Origin of the sequence: Phaeobacter sp. G2, from assembly GCA_025163595.1 — a bacterium.
GTDB lineage: Bacteria > Pseudomonadota > Alphaproteobacteria > Rhodobacterales > Rhodobacteraceae > Pseudophaeobacter.
In genome coordinates, this window is the sequence record CP104100.1 from 461,746 (window position 1) to 476,815 (window position 15,070).

The window sequence follows — 15,070 nt, forward strand, 5'->3', positions numbered from 1 at the left end:
GGATAGGTCGGCTTACTGCGTATTTCGGCAGGCCCTCCAGTGTAACCCTACAGCGAAAGCCCCGTCAGTTGGAGCCACGCCTGGCAGGCTCGCCTCTCCGGCTTCACTGCCGGGCCATCCCGCCCTATGTCTTGCCAACCGGGTTAATGCGTGATCGCCTGATTGGGCGTCGTGCGATAGGTTTGATGGCAGCTGTGGCAGGCCCGTATCATCGTTGGCAGGCTGCGGCGCAGCCCGTTCACAGAATTGGCGCTGATCTGTTTTGCTGCCTGTTGTGCGACCTCGGCGCGGGCCTCAAAATCCTGCCACTGGACCCAGATTTCGGGGCGGGCATAGGAATTGGGGTCCATGCGCTGCTTGGAAAAACGTTTGGGGATCTTGCGAGTGTTGTTCATCAGGACCCGCCGCGCGGCCTTGGCCGTCTGGGGGGTGAAGACCCGCCGCCCCGCCATCATTTCGCTGAGGCTGAGGAGCGCTTCTTTTTGTTGACGCATCAAGGCCAGACGGGCCTGAATCTGTTTATCGGTGATCACCGCGCTGCCGGCATATAGATCAGCGCTGAGCAAGCCTAAGCACAGGCCGAGAGCACTGAAAGCGCCGATCATCCGCCGACAGACCCGCTTGGCAAGCGCGGAAAAACGGTGGCGTGTCCCCTTGTGACGGGGGTTGGAACCAGAGGTCATTATATTTTCTCCACCAAGAGTGGGCATGGCCAAACAGGGAGCGTTTGACCAAAACGAAAGCTGAGACCAAAAAGCGGGCAGGGTGCCGGGCGCCTGCTGGCTGCTTGCCTGGCCATGGTCGGAGCAGTCTCCACCACTCAGGTTATTTCTGCGTTAAACTTGCGCGGCAGCGGCTGGATGGTACTGCGATGGGCTTCGGGCTGCCAACAAGAGAGCCTGTGCCTATGGGCGCACCCCCTCACGCATTGTTCGCTCTGCAGCGAAGGGAATTCTATGGGCAGGGGGGCCGCAAAGGGCTAGCCTTGGGACATGACAACACCACGCTTTGATATCATTGGCCAGGCCCTGAGCGATGCCAGCCGCACCCGGATGCTCTGTGAGCTGATGGAGGGTCGGTCTTTCACCAACAAGGAACTGGCATCGGCGGCGGGCATCACCGCCCAGACCGCCACGGCGCATCTGCGCATGTTGCAAAACGCCGGGCTGGTCCTGGCCGAGAAACGCGGGCGCTGCGTGTTTCACCGCCTCGCCAATAGCGAGGTGGCCGGGGTGCTGGAGCAGCTGGCGGCCATCGCGCCCAGTTCTCATCTGCATCTGGCCCAGCGGCGCAAGGCGGGCGATATTGCCCCGCTGCGCAGTTGCTATGACCACCTCGCGGGCCCTCTGGCGGTGGCTATCACCGGGCAAGTTCTGGACCGAGGCATGCTGGTCGAGGAAAACGGCGGCTTTCGCGTCTGTGGCCACGAGACCTGGCAAAAGCTGGGCGTGCACCCGCCGCAAATGCCTGCATCTGCGCAGGCGCGCCAGCCCTTTGCCCGCCCCTGCATGGATTGGACCGAGCGCAAGCTGCATGTAGCAGGTCCGCTGGGAAAACAGATCCTTGCTCATTTCTTTGATCAGGGCTGGGTGACGCGCAACAGCCACAAACGCGGGCTGCAGATGACCGGCGTCGGGGCACGGGCGCTGGAGAACATTCTTGGACTACGCTGTGAGGAACTGACCAATGCCTGAGGTCTTTGACACAATCCACTGCGACCGCTTTAGGCTCTGGACCCATTCATCTTACGTGCTCAGTTTGACAGATTTTTCGCTGGTTAGGAGCATCTGCGCAGGAATAGTGGTTCTATTTCAATCAGATGTGACGCGTCCAGCGGGAAAATCCGTCAAACCCGAAGGGCAACGATTTCACTTCATTTCAATGTCTCGGATCGCTTGCAAATAGAACCACTATTGGCTGCGCACCCCAAGCCCCTGAAATCTCGTGAAATAGCCGCTGAGCATGTAAGATTAATGGGTCCAGAGCCTAGCATCGAACAGGGCACACGGGTGCTGGTTCAGGTGCCACAGGAGGCCGCCGGGCGGGTTTTGCAGGCGGTGCTGTCTCAGGAGCCATTGCACTGGGGGGACTACGATCAAGTGGCATTTACCACCCGCGCCGGGGTGCAGCAGTTTCGCACCCTGCCACAGGCCCGCAACCGGGCCACGGATCAGGCCGTCGCGGTGGCCTGTGTCGAGCTGCAGATCTTTGTGCCCAAGCAGGGGCAAGCGTTGGAGCCGCTGCTCTGTGCCATTTACCACGCCCACCCCTATGAAGAACCGGTGATCCAGCTGATTGCGGCAGCGCGCAGCCTGCATCGACGCGGCCAGGATGAGGCAAACCCAAACCGGTTTTGGAACCAGGAGACCGCCGATTGGGTGCCGGAGGCGCATCGTTGAGGCAGGGCCTGCGTAGGCTGAGGTCGGGCAGGTGCAAAACACCTTGATTAATCTCGTCGTTGCGGCGATTCTCAGGATATGACTATGGATCCCATTCCGCCCAAGCCGGGCGTGCCTATCCCGCAGCAAGTGGCCTTTGACCGACGTGAGATGTCGGTGATCATGTCGCTCTATGGCCGTATGGTGGCCGCCGGAGAGTGGCGTGATTACGGGATTTCCTGCCTGCGGGAGCTTGCGGTGTTTTCAGTGTTTCGCCGCACCGCTGAAAATCCGCTGTACCGGATCGAAAAACACCCCAAACTGCGCAATCGTCAGGGGCTTTATGCGGTGGTGGGGATGGATGGCCAGATCCTGAAACGCGGCAGCGACCTGAAGGCGGTGCTGCGGGTGTTGGAACGCAAACTCATCCGGGCGGTTAAATAGCCAGCGCTCCGGTGTGGCTCAGCCGATCTGCGGCAACCGCCGGTGTGCCGTTACTGGGCCGTCGCCCTGGTCGGCAATGCGGGCAATCGCCTGCTGCAACGGTTCCAGCGCCACAGCCATGGCATGGACATTGGCATGTAGCAGGGTGTCGGGGTCGTGAACCCAGGCAACATGGCCCTTCCAGAACAACAGATCTCCAGGTTGATAGGCGCTGCCGGGGGGCAGAAGTGTTCCCAATTGGCGCTCTTGTGGGCCGCTGTCGCCGGGGCAGGCAATGCCACAGGCGAGGCAGGCCAGTTGCACCAGCCCCGAGCAATCAATGCCAAAGCGGCTGTTGCCGCCCCAAAGGTAAGGTGTGCCAAGGAACCCCATGGCCACAGACAGCGGATCGCGCAGCTGCTGCTCCATCGGGGTAAGATGCACCCTTGGGATATAGCCCTGATCGGTTTTTGCAAATCTGCCCTCAAAGCCTGAGACCAGGACCTGACTGCCAAAGCTGAGCGCGGCCAGGTCGGGGGATTTGAAATCGGCAGCGCTATAGGCGTGGCTGGCTGGGGCGCTGATCCAATGGCTGTTGGTTTGCGCCGGGGCCAGGGCCGCATCGGGCAGATAGCCGTGGTAGCCATCCTTGGTGGCGCGAATATGGGCCCAGCCCTGATTCTGATCCAGGATCTCTACCGCCTCACCACACAAAAGTTGCCGATCACGCGGCCCGTCGGGGGCGCGCAACAGGTCAACAACAGGCAGGGCAATACGTGCACATTCTGAGCCACTCTCTGACATGGTGCTTACAATCCCAGCAGGTCGGGCAGTGCGGCAAACAGTGCCCGGCAGCCCTGGCCGGTGCCGCCCTTGGGCCGGGCCGGCGCGGCGTTGGGGGTCCAGCCGTAGATGTCAAAATGCATATAGCGGCTTTCGCCGACAAAGCGGCGCAGGAACAGGGCGGCGGTGATTGAGCCGGCAAACCCACCCGCAGGTGCATTGTCGAGATCGGCAATACCGGGCTCGATCATGCTCTCATAGGGGGCGTGAAAGGGCATCCGCCAGACCGGGTCCGCCTGCGGGGCTGCCTGGGTCGCCAGCGCGGCGGCATCCGCGTCGTGATCAGTGTAAAACGGCGCCAGATCCGGGCCAACCGCCACCCGTGCAGCCCCGGTCAGGGTTGCCATCGAGATCACCAGATCAGGATCGCCCTCATCCGCCAGGGTCAGGGCATCGGCCAGCACCAGGCGGCCCTCGGCATCGGTGTTGTTGATCTCAACCGTCAGCCCCTTGCGCGAGGGCAGTACATCACCGGGACGGAAGGCATTGCCAGAGACGGCGTTCTCCACTGCGGGGATCAGCACCCGCAGCTGAATTGGCAGCCCGGCTGCCATGATCATCCGCGCCAGACCCAAAACATTTGCAGCCCCACCCATGTCCTTTTTCATCAATCCCATGCTGGCGCCGGGTTTCAGGTTCAGCCCGCCGGTGTCAAAGCAGACGCCCTTGCCCACCAGGGTCAGCTTTGGCCCGGAACTGCCCCAGTGCAGGTCAATCAGCCGTGGTGCCTGATCTGCGGCGCGGCCAACCGTATGGATCAGCGGCAGATTCGCCTCCAGCAGATCAGCGCCGGTGATCACCCCGACGGAGGCGTCAAACTCAGCCGCCAGGGCCTCAACTGCGGCCTCCAATTCGGCAGGCCCCATGTCGGCGGCGGGGGTGTTGATCAGATCCCGTGTCAGCCATTCGGCAGCGGCCAGCGATTCGATCGCGGCGGCATCAACCGTCGCCGGGGCGATCAGGCTTGCCGCCATCGGTGTGGTGCTTTTGTAGCGGCCAAAACGGTATTGGCTCAGCAGCCAGCCAAGGCATTCCGTCGACAGTGTTTCGGTGTCCAGCTGGGCCAGGCCCGGTGTCTTGGTCTGTAGCTGATAGCAGCCTGCAGGCAGTTTTTCTGCGGCGGCGGCCAGGGTAAAGCGTTGGCGCCTGCGCTGCGTGGCTGTGCCATAGCCCGCCAGAGCAAAGGGCGCAGCACCATCGATTCCCGGAACCAACAGCGCCTGCCCGCTGCCTGCGGTGAAGCCATTGGTCGTGACCCAATCCTGGAGTGACGCGGGCTGATTCTGTAGCCAGCCTTGCAGCTGATCCTGCTCCATCAGAGAGAGGGGGACAGCAGTGTCAGAGACTGGTGCAAAGCAATGGGCCATAAAGGATACTCCGGTTGGGCGTCAGGTGACGTCAGAGTATCTGCCTGCCCGCTGCCTGCAAGTGCCGCCTGTCATTTGTTGTCAGAGTTTTAGGTGTTGCCAGAGTTTTGGTGCTGCCAGAATTCTAGGGAAATCTGCGCGGCGATACTCAGCCTTGGTGCAGGACATCAAAACAGGCCCTCAAACAGGCCAAGGCCGCCGGAGACCATTTAGGTCTCCAGGGCGGCCTGGCATGTAGGCATTTTACACTACAGTTCTAGTGGTCTGTCTTCCTGTTGGGTCAAGCCGTTCAGAAAGTGCGTTTGGTCTTGGCGTTTGATCTAGGCGTTCAAACGGTAATGTCTTGCTGATCCCAGACAGCTGTCAGGGAGCGCTCGCCGACCCGAAGGAGCCGGAACAGGATCGCGGCCACGGCGGGTGCGTCCTCGTTATCAATTGCCGCGGTGACATCGCGGGCAATGGACGCCATGGCGCTCATCCCGATCTGTTCCGCGATTGCGATCAAGGATCGCGCGTTTTTGCGCAGATCAACCATGTTGTTCTGACGCCAAAGTCGTTCGCAATGCGTCAGGCGCACAGCCAGTTCCTCGATGGCGCGACAAACGACATCTTCGGCTCCGGCTTCGCCCAGTTGCGCGTACAGCTCGCCCAGTTTGTCTGGATCAAGATGCACGTTCTCTGCTTGCATGACAGTGAGTATATTAGCCACCACATTCACCCTAAATTTATTGTACCCCCACGGCACGAGGCCAATTTGCCTGCCAGTGGTTGTCAAAAGGTTTCCACCGGACTGTTCAAATCCCTCGAATTTGCGATCAATTTAGGATATTAGCGCCACGAACACTCACAAGAGGATGCTCTCAATGGAATTTGCCAAACCTCTACCCAGCTATCTGGTCACCCGCTATCACGGCTGGAAGGCCACCTCCTATGCGGAGAACCAGGGGTGGTATCGCCGGCTCGCGACCGAAGGACAGCGGCCTCGGGCGATGGTGATTTCCTGTTGTGACAGCCGGGTCCATGTGACCTCGATCTTTGGCGCCGATCAGGGGGAGTTCTTTATCCACCGTAATATTGCCAATCTGGTCCCGCCCTATGCGCCCGATGGCGATTACCACGGCACCAGTGCGACGGTGGAATATGCTGTAACCGTGCTGAAAGTCTCGCATCTTATCGTTCTGGGCCATTCGCAATGTGGCGGCGTGCAGGGCTGTATTGATATGTGCAAAGGCCATGCGCCAACCCTGGAAGCCAAGGATAGCTTTGTCGGGCGTTGGATGGATATCCTTAAGCCCAAGTTCGATCTGGTTGCCGAAATCGAGGACGACGACCACCAGGCGCGCCAGTTTGAACGTCAGGCGGTTGTGGCATCGCTGGAAAATCTGATGACCTTTCCCTTTATCTCGGAGGCTGTCAAAGGCGACAGTCTCAGCCTGCATGGGTTGTGGACCGACATCGGAGAAGGCGGGTTGGAATGCTACGATCCTAAGGCGGGTCTGTTTCAGAAAGTCTGATTGCAAGCCTGGCCCCCCAAAGCCCGTCATTGGGGGATGCGCCAGGAGCAGATACTCCGGCTTATTCTCTTTGAATTTTACCCATATTGCTGGCGGCGCGGGTGTATCCCCCTGCGGCGCCATCGACAAAATGGACGTGATCATCGCTGCTTGCGGAGGGCACGATACAGGTGAGTCGGGCCTCATCCTGCGCATGCAGGCCAAACCGGATATGCCCGGCGGTCTGGGCCTTTTGCAGGATCGCCGTGATCTCGCTCTGCAGATCTGGGGTGCAATCAATGGTCATTTTGAGCCCGTCGTCGAACTTTCGATAGTCGGCATTGTCGCTCATCACCGCAAGGTAGTGGGTTGGATCAAATTGGCCCATGGGCTTTTTGTGGCGGAACAACCAGCTCGTCAGCATGGTGCCGACCATCAGACTAAGCCACTTGCGCAGCACTGATCCGGTGCCATGGGTCAGTTTGGCTTCCAGACCGAGCCCCCGTGGCAGCAGGGCGATCCCCGGTCCTTCGGCGGCGACCGGGTGGCCGCCCCGCGCCAAAGCTGCTGTCCGGGTCAGGATTTCTGCCGCCACCCTGGAAAACTGCGACGCTGTTGCCGTCGGCCCTGGCACCATCACCAGCGACAGGATCAGCCCATTGCGTGCGGGAATCGTGTTCCAGCGGCAGGACAAGCCGGTCAGATCTGGTGGTGTCTCGTCTGTGTTTTCGGGGATGACGTAATGGCCCTGCTTCATCTGATCTTCGGCCCAGGCGAGGCCGCCGCCTGAAAACATCGCGTAGTCGGCATTATCCGAGACCGCATGGCGGGCCACGGTGACATCCAGCCCCTGCGCCCGCACCTCGTGCACGGGGATCATCGCCACCCGCAGGGCAATGCCAAACTCCTGTTTCACCCAGCGGCGCAGACGGGCCAGAGTGCGCCGTGCCGTCGCAGCCTGCGCAGCGGAGACCGCAAACGAGGTCCCGTCGCCGCCAAAGACATAGGGAAAGGCGGCGCCGTCGAGCGCGTTCAGCATGGCTGCAATCACCGAGGCCCCAACCATGTTGACGGTCTTGTACTTCCCGGCGGCAATCAGCCCGGTGGAATCGACGATATCGCTGCAGCAGATCACCCAGTCATCCGGAAGCGGGGTAAAGGCTGCTGGCTTTGTCAGGCTGGAAAAATGCCTCTGCCGGGGCAGAGATTCGTAAAATTTGGCGGTATGCATCATCCGTCTCAATCTCTGCTGTCAGGTATCAAAACAATTGTACCCAGGCTGCAAACATGCAAGCTCGCGTCGCGAACATGTGACAACAAATGCTCAATGGACGCGCAAAGCAAGAGATCTACCCAAAGGGAGCGTTCAAGATGCAGGCTGGATTGATCATGTTGTGCCTGGCCTATGTGCTGAGCCAGTTTTTCCGCGCCTTTCTTGGGGTTCTGACCACGGTGCTGGGACAGGATATTGGCGCCACGCCCAGTGATCTCGCGGATGCGTCTGGTATGTGGTTTTTGTCCTTTGCGGCGATGCAGCTGCCGGTGGGCTGGGCGCTGGACCATCTGGGACCACGCCGGACCTCTGCCTGGCTGTTGTTTCTGGGCGGCTCTGGCGGCGCGGCGGTCTTTGCACTGGCGACATCGCCTTTTCATGTCAGCATGGCGATGTTCTTTATCGGCATCGGCTGTTCGCCGGTTCTGATGGCGTCATATTACATCTTTGCGCGCCAATACCCGGCGGCCCGCTTTGCCACTTTGGCGGCCCTGATGCTGGGCATGGGGTCGGTGGGCAATCTGGTGGCCTCTTACCCGACGGCCTTTGCGGTGGAGCACCTTGGCTGGCGGGCGACGCTCTGGACCCTGGCGCTGGCCTCGTGGTTGGTGGCTGCGGGTATTTTCCTGACGGTGCAGGATCCGGCCAAACCTGAGGGCGGCCAGAAAGGATCGGTGCTGGAGCTGCTGAAGATGCCGGTGCTCTGGGCGATTTTCCCTTTGATGTTTGTCTGCTATGCGCCCTCTGGCGCGCTGCGGGGACTGTGGATCGGCCCCTACTTAACCGATGTCTACGGGCTGAGCACCGGCGAGGTCGGGCTGGCGGCGCTGGTCATGGGCGTGGCCATGGTGGCGGGCACCTTTGCCTATGGGCCGCTGGACCGGATCTTTGGCAGCCGCAAATGGGTGATCTTTACCGGTAACGCGCTAGGTGTGCTGGCAATGGTTGCCCTGATGTCCGTGACGGGCGCGCCGATCTGGATGCCCATCGCGGTGATGGCCTTTGTGGGCTTTGTGGGCGGCTCTTTCCCAGTGATCATTGCCCATGGCCGCGCCTTTGTGCCGCCGCATCTGGTGGGGCGGGGGGTGACGCTGCTCAACTTCTTTGGCATCGGCGGCGTTGGAATCATGCAGTTTGCCTCTGGTAGGCTGCATTCGAACATGGCCGGAGCAGCCCCGGCAGCGCCCTATCTGGCGATTTTTGGCTTCTTTGCGCTGTCTCTGGCGGTGGGATGTGTGATTTATCTGTTCAGCCGCGACCGGCTGGACTGACCAAGCCCTTTAAATGCAGGGCAATTGCCTATATGAGACCCCAGCCGGCCATGAGGCCGGATGATACTGGAGAAACAAAATGGGTTATCGCGTCGTCGTCGTTGGCGCCACAGGCAATGTGGGCCACGAAATGTTGAACATCCTGGCAGAGCGCCAGTTTCCTGCGGATGAGGTTGCCGTTCTGGCCAGCCGTAAATCGCTGGGAACCGAGGTGACGTTCGGCGAGAAGACGTTGAAGACCCAGGATCTCGACACCTTTGATTTCACCGGCTGGGACATGGCGCTGTTTGCCGTGGGCTCTGACGCGACCAAGATCTACGCCCCCAAGGCCGCCAAAGCGGGCTGTGTGGTGATTGATAACTCGTCGCTCTACCGCTACGACCCCGATGTGCCGCTGATCGTGCCCGAGGTGAACCCCGAGGCGGTGCATGGCTATGCCAAGAAGAACATCATCGCCAACCCCAACTGCTCGACCGCGCAGATGGTTGTGGCGCTGAAGCCTTTGCATGACCGGGCCAAGATCAAACGCGTCGTGGTCTCGACCTATCAGTCTGTGTCAGGATCGGGCAAAGAGGCGATCGACGAGCTGTGGGAGCAGACCAAGGCGATTTACAACCCGACCAAAGAAGTACCGCCAAAGGTCTACCCCAAGCAGATTGCCTTCAATGTGATTCCGCATATTGACGTCTTTCTTGACGACGGTTCCACCAAGGAAGAGTGGAAAATGGTCGCCGAAACCAAGAAGATCATCGACAAATCCATCAAGGTCACAGCCACTTGTGTGCGAGTCCCTGTCTTTGTTGGCCACTCTGAATCGATCAATATTGAAACAGAAGACTTCCTCGACGAAGACGAGGCCCGCGACATCCTGCGCGAGGCACCTGGCATCATGGTGATTGATAAGCGCGAAGACGGTGGCTATGTGACCCCGGTTGAATGCGTTGGTGATTTTGCCACGTTTATCAGCCGCATACGCCAGGATTCCACCATTGATAACGGCCTGAACTTCTGGTGTGTCAGCGACAACCTGCGCAAAGGCGCCGCCCTGAACGCGGTACAGATTGCCGAACTACTGGGCCGGGAAGTGCTCAAAAAAGGCTAAAGCTTTTTACACTTTAGGTTAGGGGGGCTGCTTCGCAAGAGGCGGCCCTTAAACTTTTGCAGGGCTGCCCAAATCTGGCCACATAACGCAATATCCTGAGGGTGGGATATGAAAACGGGGTTTGAGCCATGTACTCGAAAGATTTTGAACGCGAAACACAGACAACCGGCGACGCAGCCATGCAACAGACGGCCTGGTCAAGCGCCAGTGATCAGGACCGTATGGATACCGAAATGGCCATCCAGTTGCGGATCATGCTGACGCCACATTTCCAAGAGGCCAAAACCTGGTCAGAGCTGCGCTCGGGGCTGCAGGGCAAGGGCTTTTACATGAAACGTGCCAAGGGCCATATGCATCTTTATGACGCGCAGAGCCATGTCAAAATCTGCACCTGTGCCTTCTTGGGCTTTCCTGCCGCAGATCTGGAACAGCGGTTCAAACGGGTGCGTCCGGTGCGCAAGGCGCCAACCCGCATGATGGCAGCTGCCCCTGTGGCGCAGCACTGATCTGATCCAGGGACTATGCTCTTCCCATTGGCGCTGCCCGCGTGCAGTCTGCGTCGCGCAGCCAATGAGGTTCAAAACGGTGCCAGAACGGCGCCGTTTTTGCTTTCTTGAGGTGGCGAAGCTTCGGCAAATTTGCGCCAGATCGCAACTGCTTGGCAACTTCTGCTTTTAGCTGCGACTTGATACTCTACTGTCAGGACTATTGAGCGGGTCGACTGCTGTTTCACTCAGGGGCGGTGGGACAGGGCCTGCACTCCAAACCTGATTGTGAGATATTCATGCGTTTTTCCCTCTCCTTGCTGTCGTTGCTGGCCAGTTCGGTCGCCAGCCTTGCCTGGGCCGATGACATTACCGTCAACAGCCAGGTGACCGAGGTCACGGTCTACCCAGAGGTGGCTGCGATCACCCGCCGTGCGGAGTTTGACCTGCCAATCGGTCAACATCGTCTGATCCTGAGCAATATTCCCTATTCGGCGGATTTGGAAACGCTGCAACTGGATCTGACCGGGGCGCGACAGACTGCGCTGTTGTTCCGTGAGGATGGCGCGCCGCCTCGACGGGCTGACGATCCAGAGGTTCTGGCGGCTGAGGCGGTGATCAAAGAGGTTGAGGCCCGTATTCAGGCGGTTCGCGATGAGGCAAGCCGGGCCGAGAGCGACGCGGCGGCGGCGCAAACGGCGATTGGTTTTTTGCAGCAGCTGGGCAGCAATGAGGGCCTGGCAGAGGCTGGCGCGGAGGCCCTGCGCGATATCACCCGGATGATCGCGACGGAGGCCGGTGCCGCAGGCAAGCAGGCGTTGGAGGCCCAGATCCGCGCCCGCGCCATCGAGGATCAGCTGGAGGACCTTGCAGAGGAGCTGAAAGATGCTGAACAGGCCCTGGCAGCCGTCGCGGTTCAGGATGCAAATCGGTTCTATCTGGTGGTTGCGGTGGATGTGACCCAAGCCGGACCCGGCGCGCTGGAGCTGAACTATTTCACCAGTGGATACGCGTCCTCGCAGCCAAGCTATGAGTGGCATTTGACCACGGGGGAGACCCCCGAGTTGGAACTGAAGCGCGGCTTTGACGTCTGGCAAGCAACCGGCGAGAACTGGAACGGCGTTGATCTGACGATATCAACCCTGCAACCGGGGGAGCGCGGGACACCTTCCCACATCAACGCCCTACAACGGTGGCTGCAGGACCCGCGCCCGGAACCAAAAATGCGCAACCAGGATTTTGCAGCATCCGATGATTCCGGAGTTGGTTTGCTGGCGCAGCCAATCGTCGAGCCCATGATCATGGAAGAGGGCGCTGGCGGTGTGCAATGGGGGGCGGATACCAGCGGACCCGGGGCCAGCTATCATTTTTCCCATCCTGTTTCCATTGCCTCTGGCCCGGATATTCTGAAGCTTGAGATGGACAGTCTGACCACAGAGGCCGAAGTACTGGCAGTTGCGGTACCGATGCGGGATGAAACCGCCTATCGGGTGGCGAAGTTTACCAATGATTTTGACGGTGACTTGCTGGGAAGTGCTCGGGTGCCGATGTTTGTGGATGGCAAACTGGTGACCTTTTCGAAGTTCGAAAGACTGGCCGTTGGGCAAGAGGCTGAACTGGGCTTTGGCGCGCTGCACGGCCTGCGCCTGACACGGGATGTGTTGCAGAAAAGCGAAGGTGAGCGTGGGATGATCTCGCGCAGCAACCAGCAGCAGGAAGTGGTCGAGATTTCTGTGGAGAACCTGACAGGGGAGACCTGGCCGCTGCGCCTGATGGACCGGGTGCCCTATAGCGAGCAGGAAGAGCTGGAAATCAGCTGGAGTGCCGCGCCCAGTGTCAGCGAGGAGAATGTCGACAAACAGCGCGGTATTCTGGCCTGGGAGTTTGATCTGGCTCCGGGAGCGGACCGGCTGATCCGTCTGGAAACCACCTTGAGCTGGCCTGAGGGCAAGCTGCTGCGCTGAGCCAGATTTTGTCCAGGCCATATACCTCCATCAGGCCTTGCGCATAAAGGGGGGGCTCCCGCCCGGAACGGGAATGGATCAAAGATCCACCCGTTCCCGTTGGGCCCAGCACCGCTGTCGCGGTGCTGGTTTTGTGAGGGGGCACCGCTGGCGCGGTGCAAAAAAGAAAGTCTGCTGAGAAGGCTCTCAGGGGCAGGTCTGCCCTGAGGCGCCTGTTTTAAGTTTGTGAAAGGGCTGCGCGTCAAGGGTGAACCGCGCTGGCGCGCGGCCGCTTGCAGCGGCCCTTGACCCGCGAAACACAGCGACCCGTAGGTGGCAGCTCGTAAGGGGCCGGGCTAGCGGTTTTCGCGCAGCCGCCCCACAACGCCGGTTGGGAAGAAGTAGACGCTGAGGATAAACAGCACACCCAGCCAGAGCAGCCAACGGTCGGCGCTGAGCAGTTCCGGCAGCAGCGGCAGTCCCTCGACCAGATGAGAGGCGGCGCCCATCAGGTTTTGCAGGTAGTTCTGCGCCAGCACAAACAGGGTGGCGCCGATCATCGCACCATAGAGCGTGCCCATGCCGCCGATGACCACCATCAGGAGGATATCAATCATCAGCTCCATCGACAGCACGGTGTCGGGGCCCACATAGCGCAGCCAGACCGCATAAAGAGAGCCCGCCAGTGCCGCAATTGCCGCTGAAAGGCAGGTGGCGGCCACGCGGTAGTAGACTACCCGGTAGCCAATGGATTCGGCGCGAAAGTCATTTTCGCGGATTGCCTGCAGCACCCGGCCAAAGGGGGAGTTCACCACGCGCAGCAGCGCCAGAAACAGCAGGGTGGCGCCAATGAAAACAAAGTAGTAGGCGAGCAGTTTGCCGTTCAGTTTGACGCCAAAGAGGGTGCCGCCAAAGGTGTCTTTGCCAAATTTGAAGGCAGGGCCAAGTTCGCGCGGGGTTTTGAAGGTGAGGCCATCCTCGCCGCCCGTCAGGCCCGAGAGCTGGCTGACAAGCACCGCCACCGCGGAGGCCACCGCGAGGGTGATCATGGCAAAGAAGATAGCCCTGACGCGGAGCGAAAACAGCCCGATCAGCAGCGCCAGAGCCGCTGCCAGACCTGCGCCTGCCAGGGCGCCGATGGCGATGGCATCAAAGCCGCGTCCCATATGGGCAGAGGTCAGGGCAACGCCGTAAGCACCGATGCCAAAGAACATGGTATGGGCAAAACTGACGATACCGCCATAGCCCAGCAGCAGATCATAGCTGGCCACCAGCACGATAAAGATGCAGATCCGCGCCGCGGTATCAACTGTGCGCACGCCGGGAAACAAGAAGGGGGCCAGCGCCAGGCAGAACAGAATGCCGCCAAGGATCAGCGCCAGTGGCAAGGAACGCGGCATATCGCCAGAGAGAAGAGAGCGGATCATTTTGCTTTTACCACCGGAATCATACCCATAGGGCGCCACATCAGAATGGTGACCATCAGGGCAATATTGGAAATGAGGGCGGCTTTGGGCTCGATAAAGGCGATGTAGTTCTGCATCAGCCCAACCAGGAGCGCGCCGATGAAGCAGCCCTCAACCGAGCCAAGCCCGCCGATGATCACCACGATAAAGATCAGGATCATCGCGTGATTGCCCATATGGGCGGTGATCACCTCTTGGTAGAGCGCCCACATGACGCCCCCGAGCCCCGCAAGGGCAGAGCCGGCAATAAAGACACCGACAAAGACCAGCTTGAGCCGGTAGCCAAGCGCCTGCACCATTTCACCGTTTTCGACACCGGCGCGCACAATCAGGCCAATTTTGGTGCGGCGAAGCACCCAGCGCATGGTGGCAAAGACCGCAAGGCCCACGGCCACCGCCACCAGCCGGTATTTTTCGATCGCGGCGCCGGCAAAGGTCACGGCACCTTTCAGGGCTTCGGGGCGGTTGAAATAGATCTCTTCCGGACCCCAAAGCACGATGATCAGCTGTTCCACCACGATGAGCCCGCCCATGGTGACCAGGATCTGTTTCAGGTGATGGCCATAAACGGGGGCGACAATGACTTTTTCAAAGGCATAGCCCATGGCGCCAGTGGCCAGCATGGCCCCGATGACAGCCAGCAGCACCGCGCCGAGGTTGAGCATCAGCGAGGGGGCTTCGGTCAGGTGGCCCAGTCCCATCAGCACGGTGATGCCGACAAAGGCGCCGACAGAGACAAAGGCACCATGGCCAAAGTTGATCACATCCATCAGGCCAAAAACCAGCGTCAGTCCCGAGGCCATGATGAAGATCATCATGCCCATGGCGAGGCCGGAAACTGTGAGGGTCAGCCAGCTGGCAGGATTCAGGATCGCGAGAAATCCGGCGATGGCCAGCAGCGGCACCAGCAGGACGGGCATATAGGGGCCGATGCGCTCAGACAGGGTGGCCTGGGCCATCGTGGGCGCATGTTCGGGGGCGGCACTCATATCAGAGCCTCCATCAGTTTATAGGGCGCGGGGGCGG

15 protein-coding genes are annotated in these 15,070 nt (G+C 60.1%); 8 read left to right on the forward strand and 7 right to left on the reverse strand.

Annotation, left to right across the window (positions count from 1 at the left end; genetic code table 11):
* Positions 1–143: 143 nt before the first annotated feature.
* The gene (locus tag N1037_02170; protein ID UWS79849.1) at positions 144–683 is read right to left on the reverse strand and encodes a cytochrome c; all 540 of its coding nucleotides are present in this window, start codon (positions 681–683) and stop codon (positions 144–146) included.
* A 309-nt stretch (positions 684–992) separates the two neighbouring features.
* Here N1037_02170 and N1037_02175 point away from each other — a divergent pair, with 309 nt between their 5' ends.
* From N1037_02175 to N1037_02185, 3 genes are all read left to right on the forward strand, one after another.
* A complete protein-coding gene (locus tag N1037_02175; GenBank protein ID UWS79850.1) occupies positions 993–1,694 on the forward strand; it encodes a metalloregulator ArsR/SmtB family transcription factor in 702 nt (233 codons plus the stop codon).
* Between the two features lie 279 nt (positions 1,695–1,973).
* Positions 1,974–2,399, forward strand: a complete 426-nt coding sequence (locus N1037_02180) for a hypothetical protein (protein UWS79851.1) — start codon at positions 1,974–1,976, stop codon at positions 2,397–2,399.
* Positions 2,400–2,483: 84 nt separating this feature from the next.
* A complete protein-coding gene (locus N1037_02185; protein UWS79852.1) occupies positions 2,484–2,822 on the forward strand; it encodes a DUF2794 domain-containing protein in 339 nt (112 codons plus the stop codon).
* An 18-nt stretch (positions 2,823–2,840) separates the two neighbouring features.
* On the opposite strand, the gene N1037_02190 is transcribed toward N1037_02185, so the two are convergent.
* From N1037_02190 to N1037_02200, 3 genes are all read right to left on the reverse strand, one after another.
* Positions 2,841–3,605, reverse strand: coding sequence for a C40 family peptidase (locus tag N1037_02190; GenBank protein UWS79853.1), 765 nt, complete (start codon positions 3,603–3,605; stop codon positions 2,841–2,843).
* Between the two features lie 5 nt (positions 3,606–3,610).
* On the reverse strand, positions 3,611–5,011 hold the full coding sequence (locus tag N1037_02195; GenBank protein ID UWS79854.1) for a leucyl aminopeptidase family protein: 1,401 nt from the start codon (positions 5,009–5,011) through the stop codon (positions 3,611–3,613).
* A 328-nt stretch (positions 5,012–5,339) separates the two neighbouring features.
* Positions 5,340–5,699: a hypothetical protein gene (locus N1037_02200; GenBank protein UWS81295.1), complete on the reverse strand. Its 360-nt coding sequence runs from the start codon at positions 5,697–5,699 to the stop codon at positions 5,340–5,342.
* A 175-nt stretch (positions 5,700–5,874) separates the two neighbouring features.
* Here N1037_02200 and N1037_02205 point away from each other — a divergent pair, with 175 nt between their 5' ends.
* Entirely contained in the window at positions 5,875–6,525 is a 651-nt protein-coding gene (locus tag N1037_02205; GenBank protein UWS79855.1) for a carbonic anhydrase, read from the forward strand.
* Between the two features lie 61 nt (positions 6,526–6,586).
* Here N1037_02205 and N1037_02210 read toward each other — a convergent pair whose 3' ends face one another.
* A complete protein-coding gene (locus N1037_02210; GenBank protein UWS79856.1) occupies positions 6,587–7,735 on the reverse strand; it encodes a DUF3095 domain-containing protein in 1,149 nt (382 codons plus the stop codon).
* A gap of 140 nt (positions 7,736–7,875) precedes the next feature.
* Here N1037_02210 and N1037_02215 point away from each other — a divergent pair, with 140 nt between their 5' ends.
* The 4 genes from N1037_02215 (at position 7,876) to N1037_02230 (ending at position 12,599) form a co-directional block, all read left to right on the forward strand.
* Positions 7,876–9,048 carry an MFS transporter gene (locus tag N1037_02215; GenBank protein ID UWS79857.1) on the forward strand — a complete coding sequence of 391 codons (1,173 nt, stop codon included), beginning with the start codon at positions 7,876–7,878 and terminating at the stop codon, positions 9,046–9,048.
* A gap of 79 nt (positions 9,049–9,127) precedes the next feature.
* On the forward strand, positions 9,128–10,150 hold the full coding sequence (locus N1037_02220) for an aspartate-semialdehyde dehydrogenase (GenBank protein ID UWS79858.1): 1,023 nt from the start codon (positions 9,128–9,130) through the stop codon (positions 10,148–10,150).
* Between the two features lie 128 nt (positions 10,151–10,278).
* Complete coding sequence (locus N1037_02225; GenBank protein UWS79859.1) at positions 10,279–10,656, forward strand: aspartate-semialdehyde dehydrogenase; 378 nt, start codon at positions 10,279–10,281, stop codon at positions 10,654–10,656.
* A 278-nt stretch (positions 10,657–10,934) separates the two neighbouring features.
* Positions 10,935–12,599 (forward strand): mucoidy inhibitor MuiA family protein, encoded by a 1,665-nt coding sequence (locus N1037_02230; GenBank protein ID UWS79860.1) that lies wholly within the window; start codon positions 10,935–10,937, stop codon positions 12,597–12,599.
* Positions 12,600–12,934: 335 nt separating this feature from the next.
* Here N1037_02230 and N1037_02235 read toward each other — a convergent pair whose 3' ends face one another.
* The gene (locus N1037_02235; protein ID UWS79861.1) at positions 12,935–14,005 is read right to left on the reverse strand and encodes a branched-chain amino acid ABC transporter permease; all 1,071 of its coding nucleotides are present in this window, start codon (positions 14,003–14,005) and stop codon (positions 12,935–12,937) included.
* On the reverse strand, positions 14,002–15,033 hold the full coding sequence (locus N1037_02240) for a branched-chain amino acid ABC transporter permease (GenBank protein ID UWS79862.1): 1,032 nt from the start codon (positions 15,031–15,033) through the stop codon (positions 14,002–14,004). The genes N1037_02235 and N1037_02240 overlap by 4 nt, the downstream gene beginning before the upstream one ends.
* Positions 15,034–15,070: the final 37 nt, after the last annotated feature.